Consider the following 16,676-nt stretch of genomic DNA (forward strand, 5'->3'; position numbering starts at 1 on the left):
CACGAACGGGGGCACTCATGAAGGTCATGGCACAGATGGCGATGGTCATGAACCTCGACAAGTGCATCGGATGTCACACGTGCTCGGTGACCTGTAAACAGACCTGGACCAACCGTTCCGGAACCGAGTACGTCTGGTTCAACAACGTGGAGACCCGTCCGGGTCAGGGGTACCCCCGCACCTACGAGGATCAGGACAAGTGGCGCGGCGGCTGGATCAGGGACAAGAAGGGCAGGATTCGGCTGCGCGACGGCGGCCGCCTCCACAAGCTCAGCCGGATCTTCTCCAACCCCAAGATGCCGTCGATCGACGACTACTACGAACCGTGGACGTACGACTACGAGACCCTCACCAACGCCCCTGCGGGGGAGAACATCCCGGTGGCGCGACCGCGCAGTCTCCTCAGCGGCGAACCGATGAAAGTGGAGTGGTCGGCCAACTGGGACGACAACCTGGCGGGCTCGCCCGAGATCGTTCCGGACGACCCGATCCTGGCGAAGATCAACGAAGAGGTCAAGACGTCGCTCGAAGAGACGTTCATGTTCTACCTGCCCCGGATCTGCGAGCACTGCCTCAACCCCTCGTGTGTCGCGTCGTGCCCGTCCGGAGCGATCTACAAGCGCTCGGAGGACGGCATCGTCCTCGTCGACCAGGACCGGTGCCGCGGCTGGCGGATGTGCATCTCCGGATGCCCGTACAAGAAGGTCTATTTCAATCACAAGACCGGCAAAGCCGAGAAGTGCACGTTCTGTTATCCCCGCATCGAGGTCGGGCTACCGACGGTGTGTGCCGAAACCTGCGTCGGGCGTCTGCGCTACATCGGGCTGGTGTTCTACGACGCCGACCGGGTGCTCGACGCGGCGGCGGTGGAGAACGAACAGGATCTCTACGAAGCCCAGCGTCAGGTCCTGCTCGACCCGAACGATCCGGAGGTCATCGCAGGGGCCCGGGCCGAAGGAATTTCCGACGAGTGGATCGCCGGCGCGCAGAAGTCGCCGATCTACTCACTGATCAACGTCTACAAGGTCGCGCTGCCGTTGCATCCGGAATACCGGACCATGCCGATGGTCTGGTACGTGCCGCCGCTGTCGCCGGTCGTCGACGCGGTCAGCCGTGACGGTCACGACGGGGAAGAGCTCGGAAACCTGTTCGGAGCACTCGAGTCGTTGCGCATTCCCATCCGCTACCTGGCGGAGTTGTTCACGGCGGGCGACACCGCGACCGTGGAAGCCGTCCTGCAGCGACTCGCCGCGATGCGGTCCTACATGCGCGACATCAACCTCGGCCGCGACACTCAGCCGCACATCCCGGAGGCCGTGGGGATGACGGAGGAACAGATCTACGAGATGTACCGTCTGCTCGCCCTGGCCAAGTACGAAGAGCGCTATGTGATCCCGACGGCGTACGCGACCGAAGGACACAAGCTCGAGGAATCCGCGACGGACTGCTCTCTGTCGTTCGCGGGTGGACCGGGAATGTACGAGTCTGGCCCGTTCGGTGAATCCAGCGGGGGACCGGTGCCGGTGGCAGTGGAGACCTTCCATGCGCTCGCGGAGCGTCAGACGACGGAAGGTCTGGCCGTCAACGAGCGCGAACCCTCCCGTGTGAATCTCCTCAACTGGGACGGCAAGGGCGCACCCACGGGCATGTTCCCGAATGCCTGGCCGGGCGACGGCAAGGACGAGCGATGAGTCTGTTCCGGCGCCCGTCGCGCCGGGACGATCCCGCTCTCCGGCTCCGGAACCGGCTGGTGCGTCAGAGCGCCTCGCTGCTGTTGGCGTATCCGGACGAGCACCTGCCGGACCGTCTCGCGACCGTCGAGGCGTTGGTCGGGCACCTCGACGAACCCGAACGCAGCAGGCTCGCCGGGACCGCCGCGTACCTGCGGGGCAGCAGTCTGCTCGAGGCGGCGCAGGCCTACGTGGACACGTTCGACCTGCGTCGCCGGTCGACGATGTACCTCACCTACTGGACCGCGGGAGACACCCGCAACCGCGGATCTGAGATCCACGCGTTCGTGCAGACCTATCGGGAGGCGGGCGCCGAACCCCCGATCGACGAAGCGCCCGACCATCTTCCGGTGGTCCTCGAGTTCGCCGCCACCGTCGCGCCCGATGCGGGGGAGCGGTTGCTCGTCGCGCACCGCGTTCCGATCGACGTACTGCACCGCGCCCTGGTCGACGACGAGTCGCCCTACGCGGACACCATCGCCGCGGTATGTGCCACGTTGCCTCCGGTCGACGAGATGCAGGAGCAGCGGGCGCGGCAGTTGATGCACGCGGGACCGCCGGCCGAAGCGATCGGCCTGCAACCGTTCACCCTGACCGTTCCGCCACGCCGGGACTCCACGACCGAGGGACTCCACGACCGACGAGAAGGGCGGTAGACGATGAGCGCCGGTGCAATCTTCTGGGACATCGTGCCGTACGTGACACTCGCGATCCTGATCGTCGGCACCTGGTGGCGCTACCGGTACGACAAGTTCGGCTGGACCACACGGTCGTCGCAGCTGTACGAAAGCCGCTTGCTGCGAATCGGCAGTCCCCTTTTCCACTTCGGCATTCTGGTGGTGATCATCGGCCACTTCATCGGCTTGGTGATCCCCAAGCAATGGACGTACTCGATCGGCATCAGCCAGCACGCCTATCACGTCCAAGCCCTCGTACTCGGCGGCATCGCGGGCGCCGCCACGCTCATCGGGGTGTGCCTGCTGGTCTACCGCCGGCGCACGAACGGTCCCGTCTATTCCGCCACGACCATCAACGACAAGGGCATGTACGTGGTGCTGGTCGCCGCGATCGTCGCGGGACTGGCGACCACCCTCATGGGTGCCGGTGTGGTCGGCGAGCACAACTACCGCGACACCGTTGCGCCGTGGTTCCGGTCGATCTGGATTCTGCAGCCCAAGGGAGAACTCCTCGTCGAGGCACCAGTCTCGTTCCAGATCCACACCCTCATCGGTCTGGTGCTGTTCGCGATCTGGCCGTTCACCAGACTCGTCCACGCGTTCAGCGCACCGTTGGGATACCTGTTCCGCCCGTACATCGTCTACCGGAGCAGGGACGAAGCGCGAGACGGCGACCTGGTCGGTGCGCGGCCCCGGCGCCGCGGTTGGTGACCGACGCAGTATCCGGGCGCGCATGTATCGTGTGATGTTCCGTTCCGGGACGTACGTGCCCGAACCCGACCGCAGGACCACTGAACTCACACATGGCTCGTACCCAGCAGGCTTCACCTTCCGATCCGGCTCCCGCAGTGGAGTCCGGTGTCCGCCGCACCATGCTGCCCGGAGGGGTCCGCGTGGTCACCGAACACGTGCCGGGAGTGCGCTCGGCAGCGGTGGGCGTCTGGGTGGGGATCGGGTCCCGCGACGAGCAACCGTCGGTCGCAGGCGCGGCGCATTTTCTCGAGCATCTGCTGTTCAAATCCACCCCGACGCGCACGGCACTCGACATCGCCGAACTCGTCGACGGGGTGGGAGGTGAACTCAACGCGTTCACCAGCAAGGAACACACCTGCTACTACGCGCACGTCCTCGACGACGACCTGTCGCTCGCGGTCGATGTGGTCGCCGACGTGGTGCTGCGAGGACGCTGCCGCAGCGTGGACGTCGACGTCGAGCGTCAGGTCGTGCTCGAGGAGATCTCGATGCGCGACGACGACCCGGAAGATCTCCTCGGTGACGCATTCCTGACCGCGTTGTACGGAGACCATCCCATCGGGCGTCCGATCATCGGCTCGGTCGAGTCGATCGAGGCGATGACCCGCAACCAGTTGCACTCCTTCCACGTGCGCAGGTACACCCCGCAGCGGATGGTGGTCGCGGTCGCCGGGAACGTCGATCACGAGCACACCGTCGAACTGGTGCGTCGCGCGTTCGCCGGTCACCTCGACGACGACGCCCGCCCCGTTCCCCGCCGGGAGGGCCGGCTCGAACTGCGCACCGCGCCCACGCTGAGCATCACCGAGCACGACGGGGAACAGGCGCACCTGTCTCTCGGAGTCCGGTCGTTCGGCCGGCACGACGACAGGCGCTGGGCGCTGTCGGTTCTCAACGCCGCGATCGGGGGCGGTCTGAGCTCTCGTCTGTTCCAGGAAGTGCGCGAGAAGCGGGGCTTGGCCTACTCGGTGTACTCCGGTACCGACACGTTCGCCGACACCGGAGCGTTCTCCGTCTACGCCGGGTGCCAGCCCGAGAACGTCGCCGAAGTCGCGACGGTGATCCGGGAGGTACTCGCCGCCGTTGCGAAGGACGGCATCACCGACGCCGAATGTGCTCGCGCGAAGGGGTCGTTGCGCGGTGGCCTGGTCCTCGGACTCGAAGACACCGGGGCTCGTATGCACCGGATCGGCCGCAGTGAGCTGAACTACGGCCGGCACTGGAGCCTGACGGAGACGCTCGAGCGCATCGCGACGGTGTCGACGGAACAGGTCCGGGAGGTCGCGGCCGATCTGCTGCACAGGCCGTTCGCCGCCGCCGTGGTCGGACCGTACCGCCGCCCGCGGGATCTTCCCGCCGCGGTGCGCGACATCGTGGGCTGACGCCGCGTGCAGACCACCGCGCCGATTGCGTACCCTTTCCTCGGAAAGACGTGACGGGAAGGTCGTGGACTCAACAGTGAACGCAGCAGCAGTTCGGGTCGGTGTGCTCGGGGCCAAGGGCAAGGTCGGGCAAGCCATCTGCGCAGCAGTCGAGGCGGCCGCGGACCTCGAACTCGTCGCAGAGGTGGACCGGGGCGACAGCCTCGAAGACTTCGTGACGTCCGGCACCGAGGTCGTCGTCGATTTCACGCACCCCGACGTGGTGATGGGCAACCTCGAGTTCCTGATCGGACACGGCATCCACGCTGTCGTCGGCACCACCGGTTTCGACGAGACCCGGCTCGAGCAGGTGCGCAGCCTGCTCGCCGGCAAGCCCGAGGTCGGTGTGCTCATCGCACCCAACTTCGCGATCGGCGCCGTGTTGTCGATGCGCTTCGCGCAGGCCGCTGCCCGCTTCTTCGATTCCGTCGAGGTCATCGAACTGCATCACCCCAACAAGGCCGATGCGCCCTCCGGCACCGCCTACCGCACCGCGGAACTCATCGCGCAGGCTCGCGCCGCTGCGGGTGTGGGCCGCAGCCCCGACGCCACGAGCACCGAACTGGAGGGTGCGCGCGGCGCGGATGTCGACGGCGTGCGGGTGCACTCGGTCCGTCTCGCCGGTCTGGTGGCGCATCAGGAGGTGCTGCTCGGAACCCAGGGCGAGACGCTCACGATCCGCCACGACTCGATCGACCGTTCGTCGTTCGCTCCGGGCGTGCTTCTCGGCGTCCGTGAAATCGCGTCCCGTCCCGGGCTGACGCTCGGCATCGACCCCCTCCTCGACCTGTGAAAAAAGATCTGCTCAAAGTCCTCGTGCCGATCGCGTTCATCGTGGTCGCCCTCGTCTTCTACTTCGTGTTGCTCGGTAGTCGCGGGCTCGAACTCGTTCGGTCGGGCGGCGTCGCTGCGGTGGGCCTCGGTATCGGCGTGCTGCTGCTGCCGCTCGTCGGCGTGTGGATCGTGTACGCAAGCCTGCGTGCTGGCCTGCAGCATCAGCAACTTGCGCGCCGGATCCACGACGAGGGCCTCGAACTCGACGTCACCGATCTGCCTCGCCGCCCGTCCGGAAAGATCGACCGCGACGCGGCGGATGCTCTGTTCGAGAAGGTCAAGCACGAGTGGGAAGCCGATCCCGACAACTGGCGCAACTCCTACCGGTTGGCGCGTGCGTACGACTACGCGGGCGACCGGGGCCGTGCCCGCGAGACGATGCGACGCGCGGTGGCACTCGAGCGGGCCGAGCGCGAGGCCTGAGGTTTCCGGCCGGCCCGGTGGGATGCCGGACTCGCGCCGTCGGGCGTGGTCGTAGTCTTCCGATGTGACCGAAGAAGTCAAGGCCGCGGGCCGGACGCTGCTCGTCGTCCACCACACCCCGTCCCCGGCGACGCGTGAACTGCTCGAAGCGGTGCTTGCCGGGGCGAACGACCCCGAGATCGACGGTGTGACGGTGCGATCGGTGCCGGCACTCGGGGCGACCGTCCCCGACGTCCTCGCCGCCGACGGCTACCTGTTCGGCACTCCTGCGAACTTCGGATACATGTCGGGCGCGCTCAAGCATTTCTTCGACACGGTGTACTACCCGTGCCTCGACGCGGTCGCAGGGCGTCCCTACGGGATGTGGGTCCACGGCAACGATGACACTGCCGGGGCAGTGTCGTCGGTGCGTCGTCTGGTGACGGGGATGGGACTGAGCCAGGCCGCCGCCGATCTCGCGATCACCGGTCCGCTGGACGCGCAGGTCCGCGAACGCTGCTACGAACTCGGCGGGACGGTCGCGGTGACCGTGGCCGACGGGACGTGAGGCGCGACCGTCAGCGGAAGTTCTCCTCCACGAATTTGGTCAGACCCTTGCCTGCGGTCTCGATCGCGGTCTTCTCCGCCCGCCGGACGAGGAATCCGGGGACCGGGATCTTCGGGTCGATGGTGAGGCTGAACTCCACTTTCGTCGCGCCGCCCACGGGTGTGAGTGTGTAGGCGCCGTCCTGCTGGTTCTGCTGGGTGCTTTCGACGAGCGTCCAGGACATCGACCGGTCGCCGTCCCAGGTGTAGTCGACGACCTGCTCGTCGGTGAGCCCGATGATCGAGACGGTCATGCGCACGCGCTGTGGACGGCCGTCGGGGTAGGTGGACTCCACCACGACCTTCTTGTGCGTCGACGACCAGTCGGGCAGACGGTCGACCGCCGCGATGGCTGCCATCACCTGCTCCGGTGTCGCCTTGATCTCGAAGCTTCTGGTGTTGCTGACGGCCATCGGTTCGGTGTCCTCTCGGTTCCCGTGCACGGTGCGACCGGAATGTACCGCACACGAGTCCCTTTCAGGCTGTATCGGCGTCCGTACCGTCCTGGCCCTGCTCGGGATCGCGAGGTGCCGGCGCAGGGGGAGGGGTGGGCGTGGTGCCCTGCCGGCGCCACTCTTCGGCGCGCTTCTGATACCGCTTCTGGTCCTTCAGTGCGCCCTGCACGGCTTGCGCCACCCAGGAGTTGAGGGAGACCCCGCTCTGCGCGGCCGCCTCCTCGGCGCGGGACTTGATCTGTTCGACGAGACGCAGGGTGACCCGGCTGATGTCCCCGGTCATCTCTTCGAAGGTCGGGGTCGGCGGATCGACGTGCGGCGTCGCATCGCTGCGTACGTCGACGACGGCTTCGGCCCCGTCGAGACGAACCGTGACGGTGTGGTCGTCGAGTTGTTCGCTGATCTCGCCGGCCATGTCCGACAGTGCGCTGAGAACGGCGAGGCGGGCCGGCGCGGCGAGGGCGGCCGAGAGCGCGGCCGCGGTGCGGCGGGTCTGTTCGTCGCCGAGTTCGGCGGCGTTGAGCACGGCGTCGGTGATCGCCGAGGTGTACGTGTCGATGTTCATGACGTCAGTGTGACGCCATTCATGACATCAGTCAACGACACGATGATGTCGCGGATGCTGTCGTGGTGATGTCATCGCCAGTGCGAGGTGAACGCCGCGCATGCGCAGTCGCTAGTGTTCGATCACGCACCGGGAGGAGACGCGCATGGTTCCCGAACCCGCCACCCTGAAGGTCAGGCTCATCGCCAAGACCGAATTCGTGCCGCCGGACGACGTCCCGTGGGAGACCGACGCCGACGGCGGCGAAGCACTCGCGGAATTCGCCGGACGAGCGTGCTACCAGAGTTGGTCGAAGCCGAACCCGCGAACAGCCACCAACACCGGTTACCTGCGGCACCTGCTCACCGTGGGACACCTGTCGGTCCTCGAGCACGCGACCGTGACGTTCTACATCACCGGGATCTCCCGATCGTGCACACACGAACTGATCCGGCACCGGCACTTCTCCTACTCGCAACTGTCGCAGCGCTTCGTCGCGGACGGAGACGCTCCGGTCGTGGTGCCTCCGGCGATCGCGGGCGATCCGGAACTCGAGGAACTGTTCTTCGCGGCAACGCGCCGCAGTCGCGACGCGTACGTGGAGTTGCTCGATGCCCTCGACGAGAAGATGGCCCATCTGCCGCCGGGTCCGTTGCGGGCCAAGCAGGTGCGTGAGGCCGCGCGAGCGGTTCTCCCCAACGCGACCGAGACGCGCGTCGTCGTCACCGGCAACTACCGGTCCTGGCGACATTTCATCGCCATGCGGGCCACCGAGCACGCCGACGTGGAAATTCGGCGGCTCGCGGTCGAGTGCCTGCGGCAACTCATCGATGCCGCGCCGAACGCGTTTTCGGACTTCACCATCGAAGCGCTGCGCGACGGCAGCGAAATCGCCGCTCCCACCTTTGCCGTAGAACACTGAGCCACCCGGCGGGGGCGGGCGTGTGTCGGGCGCCTGCCCTCACGCGGTAGCCTTCTGACCATGACCAACGGTGAATCCGCAACTGCCGTCGAGCTTCCGTTCGGCACTGTCGCCACTGCGATGGTGACCCCGTTCACTGCCGACGGCAAGCTCGACGTGGACGCGGGTGTGCGTCTTGCGAACTACCTCGTCGAGGGTGGCTGCGACGCGCTGGTACTCGCGGGTACCACCGGCGAGTCGCCTACCACCAGCGAGACCGAGAAGCTGGAGTTGATGCGCGCCGTGCTCGCCTCCGTCGGCGACCGCGCGAAGATCATCGCCGGAGCCGGCAGCAACGACACCGCACACAGCGCCGAACTGGCACGCGACGCCGCGCGCGCCGGCGCGCACGGCTTGCTGGTCGTCACGCCGTACTACTCCCGGCCGCCGCAAGCGGGGCTCTACGCGCACTTCGTCGCGGTCGCCGACGCCACCGACCTCCCGGTGATGCTCTACGACATTCCGCCGCGCTCGGTGGTACCCATCGAGACCGACACCCTGCGCCTGCTCGCCGAGCATCCGCGGATCGTCGCGGTCAAGGATGCGAAGGGTGATCTCAACGCCGGAGCCGAGCTCATCGGCACGACCGACCTGAAGTTCTACTCCGGCGACGACCCTCTCAACCTTCCGTGGTTGTCGGTGGGTGCTGTCGGATTCGTCAGTGTCATCGGTCATCTCGTGCCCGGCAGGCTGCGAGAACTGCACACCGCGTTCGAAGCGGGCGATCTCGACCTGGCCCGCAGAATCAACCTTTCCATGGTGCCGATCTACCGCGCGGTCGCTCGCCTCGGCGGCGTCAGCGCCTCCAAAGCAGGGCTGAGGCTGCTCGGCATCGACGTCGGCGAACCGCGGCTTCCGCAGGTCGCACCGGTATCGGCCCAGATCGACGCCCTCGCGGCCGATCTTCAAGCAGCAGGGGTTTTGTAAATGAGTCGTCCCACCACCAGTCGTGGCCGCGCCACCCGTAACGCCGGACCGCCGGCATCACGGCCGCAGCGCCGCGTCGCCCAGAACTCGGCAGCAACGCAGCGTCCCGACCCGCGTCCGCCCGTCGACCCCACCGGTCGGCTCGGCACCCCGCCCAAGGCGCCCAAGCACGGCCTGCGGATCGTCGCGCTCGGCGGCATCGGCGAAATCGGCCGCAACATGACGGTCTTCGAGCACCAGGGCCGTCTCCTGATCGTGGACTGCGGTGTCCTCTTCCCCGAAGACCAGCAGCCCGGCGTCGACCTGATCCTCCCGGACTTCCGGCACATCGAGAACCGGATGGACGACGTCGAGGCGATCGTTCTCACCCACGGTCACGAAGACCACATCGGTGCCGTCCCGTTCCTGCTGCGACTGCGCCCGGACATCCCGGTCGTCGGATCGAAATTCACACTCGCCCTCGTCGCCGCGAAATGCCGCGAGCACCGGCAGCGGCCCAAGCTCGTCGAGGTCACCGAGGGTGAACGCACCGATCACGGCCCGTTCGAGTGCGAGTACTTCGCGGTCAACCACTCGATTCCCGACGCCCTCGCCGTGGCCATCCGCACGTCGGCCGGACTGGTGCTGCACACCGGCGACATCAAGCTCGACCAGTTGCCGCTCGACAACCGCCTCACCGACCTCGCCGGCTTCTCCCGGCTCGGCGACGAAGGCGTCGACCTGTTCCTCGTCGACTCCACCAACGCCGAGGTGCCCGGATTCGTCACGCCCGAACGCGAAATCGGCGGGGTGCTCGACAACGTCATCGGCAAGGCCAAGAACCGCGTGATCGTCGCCTCGTTCGCCAGCCACGTGCACCGGATCCAGCAGGTCGTCGACGTCGCCCACCGGTACAACCGGCGGGTCGCCTTCGTCGGACGGTCCATGGTGCGCAACATGCAGATCGCGCAGGACCTCGGCTACCTCCACGTTCCCGACGGCGTCGAGGTCGACCTCAACGCTGCCGCGTCCCTGCCCGACGACCGCGTCGTGCTCGTCTCCACCGGCTCGCAGGGCGAGCCGCTGTCGGCGCTGTCGCGGATGGCGCGCGGTGAGCACCGGCAGATCAACATCCGCGCCGACGACCTCGTCGTGCTGGCGTCGTCGCTCATCCCGGGCAACGAGAACTCCGTGTTCGCGGTCGTCAACGGCCTCGCCAAGCGCGGCGCCACGGTCGTGACGCAGCAGAACGCGAAGGTGCACGTCTCCGGGCACGCTTCCGCGGGCGAACTGCTCTACCTGTACAACGCGGTGCGGCCCACCAACGCCATGCCGGTCCACGGCGAATGGCGCCACCTGCGGGCCAACGCCGCACTCGCCGAGGCCACCGGTGTGCCCAAGGAACGGATCGTGCTGGCCGAGGACGGCGTAGTCGTCGACATGGTCGACGGTCTCGCCGAAATCGTGGGCCGGGTCCCCGTCGGCTACGTCTACGTCGACGGCTTGTCCGTCGGTGACGTCGGCGAATCGACGCTTTCGGATCGCCTGGTGCTCGGCGAGGGTGGATTCATCTCCATCTCGGTCGCCGTGGACGCGACCACCGGACGGGCGGTGAGCACCCCCGAGGTCTCCGGACGCGGATTCTCCGACGACCCGACCGCGCTCACGGAAGCCGCGCAACTCGTCGACAAGACCCTCAGCGAACTCGCGGCCGAAGGCGTCACCGAAACCCACCGCATCGCGCAGGGGATCCGCCGGGTCGTGGGCAGGTGGGTCGCCGACACGTACCGTCGCCGCCCGATGATCGTGCCCACCGTCATCGCGGTGTCCTGAGAACCGGGACCGCATTGCGGTCCCGGAACAGCAATCGTGGCGATCGCCGCGCGGCACACTCCCGTGCCGCGCGGCGATGCCGTCGTTAGAGTGGCCGAATGAGCCTTGCCCGCACCGAACGACACGCCCTCGTCCACACGATGTCCGAAGTCGGCCCCGATGCGCCCACACTGTGCGGCGACTGGACGACCCGCGATCTCGCGGCGCATCTCCTCGTCCGGGAGCGCCGGATCGACAGCATGCCTGGCATCATGATCCCGGCGTTCGCAGGCCACACGGAGAAGGTGCGGAGTGCCGCCACCGACAAGCAATGGGCGCACATGCTCTCCGAGATCGACTCCGGACCGCCGAAGTGGTCTCCGCTGTTCCTCCTCGACTCCGTCGCCAACGCCGCGGAGATGTTCGTCCACCACGAGGACGTGCGCCGAGCCGAGCCCGGCTGGGAACCGCGGACCCTTCCTTCCGACGTTCAGGACCAACTCTGGCGGACCGCGCGCATGCTCGGCCGCAACAGCTACGGCGGAAGCGACGTCACCGTCGTCTTCGAACGTCCCGGGGGTGAACGCGCGACCGTACGCAAGCGCGGACCCAGAACCGTCGTCCTGCGCGGCGAACCCGCCGAACTGCTGCTTCACGCTTTCGGGCGCGACGCCGTGCGCATCGGGAAGGAAGGCGACCCGGAAGCCCTCGCCGAGATCGACGGGTCCAAGCGCGGGATGTGAAAACCTGCGGCTCGCCCGACCCGCCACCCCGCCGAGACCCCGGAAGCTGTGACCAGGCACGCCGCGCGTTACCTGTGTTGCAAATGGTTCAGCAGAGGTCCGGCCGGTTACCCTGGCGGTTATGGCAGGAAAGTCGGGCAGTCGCGCTTCGTCCTCTACGACCTCACGGTCGCGGACGGGGGCACGCGGCTCGTCGGGCGGTGCCAACCGCTCCCGCGCGGCTTCCGCCAAGTCGGGAAACGCCAAGACCGGTAGGGGATCGGGCAGGAACTCCACGGCCAAGACGAACTCCACGGCCAAGGCGTCGGGCAACTCCCGGAAACCTCGCGGCACGGGTGCGGCCGCGACCCGGCGGGCCCCGGCTCCCCGGCCCCGGGCCTCCGCATCGCGCAAAGCTCCCGCCCGCCGGCCCCACAATTCCGGCGGAGTGCTCGGCGCGCTCGGCAAAGGTGTCGCGGCCGGATGGTTCATGACGGCCCGCGCACTCGGCGCGACCACGCGCACGATGGGCATGGCCACCGACATCGAACACGGCCACCGCCGCGACGGCATCGCACTGGGTCTCGTCGCCGTCGGCGTGGTCGTCGCGGGGTCGTTGTGGTTCGGTGTCGGCGGACCCGTCGGCGACTGGGTCGAGATGGTGGTCCGGGCCGGTGTCGGTGGCACGGGCGCGGTGCTTCCGCTCGTCGCCATCGGAATCGCCGTGACCCTGATGCGTACCGAGCCCTTTCCCGAGATCCGCCCGCGGCTCGTCCTCGGCGGGCTGCTCGTAGCTCTCCCGGCCTTCGGACTGTGGCACGTCGCGTCGGGTCTGCCGGCCGACGCCACCGGGCGCTCGGAAGGCGCCGGTTTCATCGGTGCCGCGGTGGGCGGACCGCTCACCGCCGGGCTGACGGCGTGGCTGTCCGTTCCGCTGATGCTTCTCGCCGTCGGCTTCGGCATCCTGCTTCTCACCGGCACCACCATCCGCGAATTGCCTGATCTGTTCCGTGAGTACTTCGGCCTCGGATACCCCGCCGACGACGAATACGGGGATTACGACGAATACGGCGACTACGACGACGAGCCGGGTGTGTACGACGACGGGTACCGCACGGAGAAGCCCAGGTCGCGTCGCCGGCGGACGCCCGTCGAGAACTACCCACCCGACGAGTTCGACGAAGCCGACACCGAGATACTGCCCCTCTGGACGGACGAACCCGCTGCGGCCGAAGCACCCGAACCCGAACCGGAGCCCGTCGCCGCCCCGCCACGGGCCCGTCCGAAACGGGCGGTACCGGCCGTCGCGGTCCCCGAACCGGAACCCGTGCCCGAGCCTGCCGAGTCGGATGCTCTCGTCGTGCCGGACCGCCAGGTCGACGGCGATTACGTCCTGCCCTCGCTGAGTCTGCTCACCAAGGGTGATCCGCCCAAGAAGCGGTCCCCGGCGAACGACGAGATGATCGAGTCGATCACCGAAGTCCTCGAGCAGTTCAAGATCGATGCAGCGGTCACCGGGTTCACCCGCGGGCCCACCGTCACGCGCTACGAGGTCGAACTCGGACCCGGCGTGAAGGTCGAGAAGATCACCGCGCTCGCCCGCAACATCGCGTATGCGGTCGCAACGGACAACGTCCGGTTGCTCGCACCCATCCCGGGCAAATCGGCGGTCGGTATCGAGGTGCCGAACTCCGACCGGGAACTCGTCCGGTTGTCGGACGTGCTCGCCGCCCCGTCGACCCGACGCGATCACCATCCGCTCGTCATCGGTCTCGGCAAGGACATCGAAGGAGACTTCGTCTCGGCGAATCTCGCGAAGATGCCCCACCTGCTGGTCGCGGGTTCGACCGGATCCGGCAAGTCGAGCTTCGTGAACTCGATGCTGGTCTCGCTCCTCATCCGGGCGACACCGGAAGAGGTCCGCCTCATCCTGATTGACCCGAAAATGGTCGAACTGACGCCCTACGAAGGCATCCCGCACCTGATCACGCCCATCATCACGCAGCCGAAGAAGGCCGCGGCGGCACTGGCCTGGCTGGTCGAAGAGATGGAACAGCGCTACCAGGACATGCAGGCCAACCGCGTGCGTCATATCGACGACTTCAACGCGAAGGTGAAATCGGGGGAGATCACCGCTCCGCTCGGCAGCGAACGTGTCTACCGGCCCTACCCGTACATCCTCGCGATCGTCGACGAGCTCGCCGACCTGATGATGACGGCACCGCGCGACGTCGAAGAGGCGATCGTCCGGATCACCCAGAAGGCCCGCGCCGCCGGCATCCACCTCGTCCTGGCCACGCAGCGTCCCTCGGTGGACGTGGTCACCGGCCTGATCAAGACCAATGTGCCCTCGCGCCTCGCTTTCGCGACCAGCTCGCTCACCGACTCGCGCGTCATCCTCGACCAGCCCGGCGCGGAGAAGCTCATCGGTATGGGCGACGGGTTGTTCCTCCCGATGGGTGCCGGCAAACCGGTCCGCATGCAGGGCGCCTTCATCACCGACGAGGAGATCTCCGCGGTCGTCGACGCCGCGAAGAACCAGGCCGAGCCCGAGTACCACGAGGGCGTCACCGCCCCCAAGGCAGGCGAGAAGAAGGACGTCGACGCAGACATCGGCGACGACCTGGATGTCTTCCTGCAGGCCGTGGAACTCGTGGTCACGAGCCAGTTCGGCTCGACGTCGATGCTGCAGCGCAAGTTGCGCGTCGGGTTCGCCAAGGCCGGCCGGCTGATGGACCTCATGGAGACCCGTGGGGTGGTCGGTCCGAGCGAGGGCAGCAAGGCGCGTGAGGTGCTGGTCAAGCCGGACGAACTCGACGGACTGCTCTACTCGATCCGCGGTGGTGGCGATCCCGCCGAAGTCGCGTCAGGTGACTCCTGATTCACATATGGCACAATCGGGTCAGCTGTGGAGGGGAGTATCCCCTTACTCGCGGCGGTCTCGTCAACACGGATGGCATCATTGCCGTTCCGGGGCCGTCGGTCCGGCATTCGTGCGGGGCGGGAGAGACCTCCGGCAGGTAAACACCTACCGGAAGGCCGAGGTATGCACGTAACCCTGACGACCTGGTTGATCACGATCGCGGTGATCGTCGGACTGTTCGTCTTCGACTTCTACGCCCACGTCCGCAAGCCGCACGCGCCGACATTGCGCGAATCCGGCTTCTGGTCCGTGGTGTTCATCACCATCGCCGTCATCTTCGGCGTGGTTGTCTTTCTGGTCTGGGGTCCGACGTACGGCGGCGAGTATTTCGCCGGGTATGTCACGGAGAAGGCACTGTCGGTGGACAACCTCTTCGTGTTCGTGATCCTCATGGCGACCTTCGCGGTGCCACGGGAATACCAGCAGAAGGTGCTCACCATCGGCATCGTCCTGGCCTTGGTGATGCGCGGTCTGTTCATCGCCGTCGGTGCCGCGGCCATCAACGCGTACAGCTGGGTCTTCTACCTGTTCGGCATCTTCCTGATCTACACCGCCGTCAAGCTGATCCGTGACCACGGTGAAGAGACCGAGAGTGTCGGCGAGAACAAGATGGTCGTCCTCGCAAAGAAGTTCCTGCCGGTTCACAACGAGTACGACGGCGACAAGCTGGTGACCCGTATCGACGGCAAGAAGATGGTCACGCCGATGTTGCTGGCCCTCATCGCGATCGGCTTCACCGACATCCTGTTCGCGCTCGACTCGATTCCCGCGATCTACGGTCTGACCGAAGAGCCGTACCTGGTGTTCACCGCCAATGCCTTTGCCCTCATGGGCCTGCGGCAGCTCTTCTTCCTGATCGGCGGCCTGCTCGAGCGGCTGGTGTACCTGTCGTACGGACTCTCGGTGATCCTCGCGTTCATCGGCGTCAAGCTCGTGCTGCACGCGCTGCACGAGAACACGCTCGGCTGGATCAACGGCGGCGAACACGTGGCGGTCCCCGAGATCTCCACCGGGCTGTCGCTGGCGGTGATCGTCGGGGTCCTCGTCATCACCACCGTCGCGAGCCTGCTGAAAACGCGGCAGACCGAGGCAGCTAAGCGCTGAAGGCGCCCATCACCGGATTCCATCCGGTGATGCGCACGGCATCGATGAGGTCGCGTTGCGCGAACGGATCCTGAGCCATCAGATCCCGCGCCGCGGCCTCATCGGCTACGTCGATGAGGATCAGCGCACCGGATCCGTCCGTCCACGGACCCGTCGATCGGACGCGTCCGTCGTCGACGAGACCGCTCAGCCACGCCCGGTGCTTCGGGCGGTGCTCGTCGCGGGCCGCGGCGGTGGAATCGGAGTACGTGTATTCGACGGCGAACAGTGCCATGGGTTTCCTCGATTTCGTCGGATGCGGGTGTCGCGCGCTCAGAGTGTGAGCAACATCCGGGTGTTCCCGAGCGTGTTCGGCTTCACGTAGCTCAGGTCCAGGAATTCGGCGACACCGGTATCGTACGACCGGCACATCTCGGCGTAGACCTCGGCGGTGACCGGGGTGCCCTCGATCTCGGCGAACCCGTGGCGGGCGAAGAAATCCACTTCGAAGGTCAGCACGAAGAGCCGCTCGAGTTCGAGTTCCCGGGCGACCTCGATCAACCGGGCGACCAGCAGATGACCTGCTCCGCGCCCTTTGACCTGCGGATCCACCGCTACCGTGCGGACCTCGCCGAGGTCGGCCCACAGCACGTGCAGGGCACCGCAACCGACGACACGCCCGTCGAACTCGGCAACCCAGAACTCCTGGACGGCCTCGTACAGAGTCACGAGGTTCTTCTCGAGAAGAATCCTGCCCGAGTAGATGTCGATGAGCCGCTTGATCTCCGGCACGTCCGACGTTCGGGCCCGACGCACGACCATACGATCGGTTGTGCTGGATTCCGGC

Annotated in this window: 17 protein-coding genes; 13 read left to right on the forward strand and 4 right to left on the reverse strand. The window is 67.0% G+C overall.

The genetic code is table 11. The features are described from left to right. The first annotated feature begins 17 nt into the window (after nucleotides 1–17). The 7 genes from narH (at nucleotide 18) to AC0B44_RS03385 (ending at nucleotide 6,385) form a co-directional block, all read left to right on the forward strand. Nucleotides 18–1,691: a nitrate reductase subunit beta gene (gene narH, locus AC0B44_RS03355; RefSeq protein WP_471901510.1), complete on the forward strand. Its 1,674-nt coding sequence runs from the start codon at nucleotides 18–20 to the stop codon at nucleotides 1,689–1,691. Continuing rightward, complete coding sequence (narJ, locus tag AC0B44_RS03360) at nucleotides 1,688–2,386, forward strand: nitrate reductase molybdenum cofactor assembly chaperone (RefSeq protein WP_471901511.1); 699 nt, start codon at nucleotides 1,688–1,690, stop codon at nucleotides 2,384–2,386. The genes narH and narJ overlap by 4 nt, the downstream gene beginning before the upstream one ends. Before the next feature lie 3 nt (nucleotides 2,387–2,389). Beyond that, nucleotides 2,390–3,118, forward strand: coding sequence for a respiratory nitrate reductase subunit gamma (gene narI / locus AC0B44_RS03365; protein WP_471901512.1), 729 nt, complete (start codon nucleotides 2,390–2,392; stop codon nucleotides 3,116–3,118). Nucleotides 3,119–3,210: 92 nt separating this feature from the next. Beyond that, nucleotides 3,211–4,542 carry a M16 family metallopeptidase gene (locus tag AC0B44_RS03370; protein ID WP_471901513.1) on the forward strand — a complete coding sequence of 444 codons (1,332 nt, stop codon included), beginning with the start codon at nucleotides 3,211–3,213 and terminating at the stop codon, nucleotides 4,540–4,542. A gap of 76 nt (nucleotides 4,543–4,618) precedes the next feature. Beyond that, the gene (gene dapB / locus AC0B44_RS03375) at nucleotides 4,619–5,374 is read left to right on the forward strand and encodes a 4-hydroxy-tetrahydrodipicolinate reductase (RefSeq protein WP_471901514.1); all 756 of its coding nucleotides are present in this window, start codon (nucleotides 4,619–4,621) and stop codon (nucleotides 5,372–5,374) included. Then, the gene (locus AC0B44_RS03380; protein WP_471901515.1) at nucleotides 5,371–5,838 is read left to right on the forward strand and encodes a hypothetical protein; all 468 of its coding nucleotides are present in this window, start codon (nucleotides 5,371–5,373) and stop codon (nucleotides 5,836–5,838) included. Before dapB ends, AC0B44_RS03380 begins: the two co-directional genes overlap by 4 nt. A 64-nt stretch (nucleotides 5,839–5,902) precedes the next feature. After that, nucleotides 5,903–6,385: a flavodoxin family protein gene (locus AC0B44_RS03385; protein WP_471901516.1), complete on the forward strand. Its 483-nt coding sequence runs from the start codon at nucleotides 5,903–5,905 to the stop codon at nucleotides 6,383–6,385. A gap of 10 nt (nucleotides 6,386–6,395) precedes the next feature. Here AC0B44_RS03385 and AC0B44_RS03390 read toward each other — a convergent pair whose 3' ends face one another. After that, nucleotides 6,396–6,836 (reverse strand): SRPBCC family protein, encoded by a 441-nt coding sequence (locus AC0B44_RS03390; protein ID WP_471901517.1) that lies wholly within the window; start codon nucleotides 6,834–6,836, stop codon nucleotides 6,396–6,398. A gap of 64 nt (nucleotides 6,837–6,900) precedes the next feature. Next, entirely contained in the window at nucleotides 6,901–7,443 is a 543-nt protein-coding gene (locus AC0B44_RS03395; protein WP_471901518.1) for a toxin-antitoxin system HicB family antitoxin, read from the reverse strand. Between the two features lie 145 nt (nucleotides 7,444–7,588). On the opposite strand from AC0B44_RS03395, the gene thyX reads away from it, so the two are divergent. The 6 genes from thyX (at nucleotide 7,589) to AC0B44_RS03425 (ending at nucleotide 15,850) form a co-directional block, all read left to right on the forward strand. Next, nucleotides 7,589–8,344 (forward strand): FAD-dependent thymidylate synthase, encoded by a 756-nt coding sequence (gene thyX, locus AC0B44_RS03400; RefSeq protein WP_471901519.1) that lies wholly within the window; start codon nucleotides 7,589–7,591, stop codon nucleotides 8,342–8,344. Between the two features lie 60 nt (nucleotides 8,345–8,404). Next, entirely contained in the window at nucleotides 8,405–9,310 is a 906-nt protein-coding gene (dapA, locus tag AC0B44_RS03405; protein WP_072698542.1) for a 4-hydroxy-tetrahydrodipicolinate synthase, read from the forward strand. Beyond that, nucleotides 9,311–11,122, forward strand: a complete 1,812-nt coding sequence (locus AC0B44_RS03410) for a ribonuclease J (RefSeq protein WP_471901520.1) — start codon at nucleotides 9,311–9,313, stop codon at nucleotides 11,120–11,122. It begins immediately after the preceding gene. Between the two features lie 98 nt (nucleotides 11,123–11,220). Further along, entirely contained in the window at nucleotides 11,221–11,844 is a 624-nt protein-coding gene (locus AC0B44_RS03415) for a TIGR03085 family metal-binding protein (RefSeq protein ID WP_471901521.1), read from the forward strand. 121 nt (nucleotides 11,845–11,965) lie between these two features. Further along, complete coding sequence (locus AC0B44_RS03420) at nucleotides 11,966–14,704, forward strand: DNA translocase FtsK (protein WP_471901522.1); 2,739 nt, start codon at nucleotides 11,966–11,968, stop codon at nucleotides 14,702–14,704. A 165-nt stretch (nucleotides 14,705–14,869) separates the two neighbouring features. Beyond that, entirely contained in the window at nucleotides 14,870–15,850 is a 981-nt protein-coding gene (locus AC0B44_RS03425) for a TerC family protein (protein WP_471901523.1), read from the forward strand. On the opposite strand, the gene AC0B44_RS03430 is transcribed toward AC0B44_RS03425, so the two are convergent. Then, on the reverse strand, nucleotides 15,840–16,124 hold the full coding sequence (locus AC0B44_RS03430) for a YciI family protein (protein WP_471901524.1): 285 nt from the start codon (nucleotides 16,122–16,124) through the stop codon (nucleotides 15,840–15,842). The genes AC0B44_RS03425 and AC0B44_RS03430 overlap by 11 nt on opposite strands. Before the next feature lie 38 nt (nucleotides 16,125–16,162). Next, on the reverse strand, nucleotides 16,163–16,651 hold the full coding sequence (locus AC0B44_RS03435; RefSeq protein ID WP_471901739.1) for an amino-acid N-acetyltransferase: 489 nt from the start codon (nucleotides 16,649–16,651) through the stop codon (nucleotides 16,163–16,165). Nucleotides 16,652–16,676: the final 25 nt, after the last annotated feature.

This window comes from Rhodococcus sp. NPDC019050, from assembly GCF_055664235.1.

Coding starts and splice junctions, on each gene's coding strand:
- narI (WP_471901512.1), top strand. CDS start 2,390: ATGAGCGCCGGTGCAATCTTCTGGGACATCGTGCCGTACGTGACACTC.
- narJ (WP_471901511.1), top strand. CDS start 1,688: ATGAGTCTGTTCCGGCGCCCGTCGCGCCGGGACGATCCCGCTCTCCGG.
- AC0B44_RS03415 (WP_471901521.1), top strand. CDS start 11,221: ATGAGCCTTGCCCGCACCGAACGACACGCCCTCGTCCACACGATGTCC.
- AC0B44_RS03430 (WP_471901524.1), bottom strand. CDS start 16,124: ATGGCACTGTTCGCCGTCGAATACACGTACTCCGATTCCACCGCCGCG.
- narH (WP_471901510.1), top strand. CDS start 18: ATGAAGGTCATGGCACAGATGGCGATGGTCATGAACCTCGACAAGTGC.
- thyX (WP_471901519.1), top strand. CDS start 7,589: ATGGTTCCCGAACCCGCCACCCTGAAGGTCAGGCTCATCGCCAAGACC.
- AC0B44_RS03425 (WP_471901523.1), top strand. CDS start 14,870: ATGCACGTAACCCTGACGACCTGGTTGATCACGATCGCGGTGATCGTC.
- AC0B44_RS03395 (WP_471901518.1), bottom strand. CDS start 7,443: ATGAACATCGACACGTACACCTCGGCGATCACCGACGCCGTGCTCAAC.
- dapA (WP_072698542.1), top strand. CDS start 8,405: ATGACCAACGGTGAATCCGCAACTGCCGTCGAGCTTCCGTTCGGCACT.
- AC0B44_RS03370 (WP_471901513.1), top strand. CDS start 3,211: ATGGCTCGTACCCAGCAGGCTTCACCTTCCGATCCGGCTCCCGCAGTG.
- AC0B44_RS03420 (WP_471901522.1), top strand. CDS start 11,966: ATGGCAGGAAAGTCGGGCAGTCGCGCTTCGTCCTCTACGACCTCACGG.
- AC0B44_RS03390 (WP_471901517.1), bottom strand. CDS start 6,836: ATGGCCGTCAGCAACACCAGAAGCTTCGAGATCAAGGCGACACCGGAG.
- AC0B44_RS03410 (WP_471901520.1), top strand. CDS start 9,311: ATGAGTCGTCCCACCACCAGTCGTGGCCGCGCCACCCGTAACGCCGGA.
- AC0B44_RS03435 (WP_471901739.1), bottom strand. CDS start 16,651: ATGGTCGTGCGTCGGGCCCGAACGTCGGACGTGCCGGAGATCAAGCGG.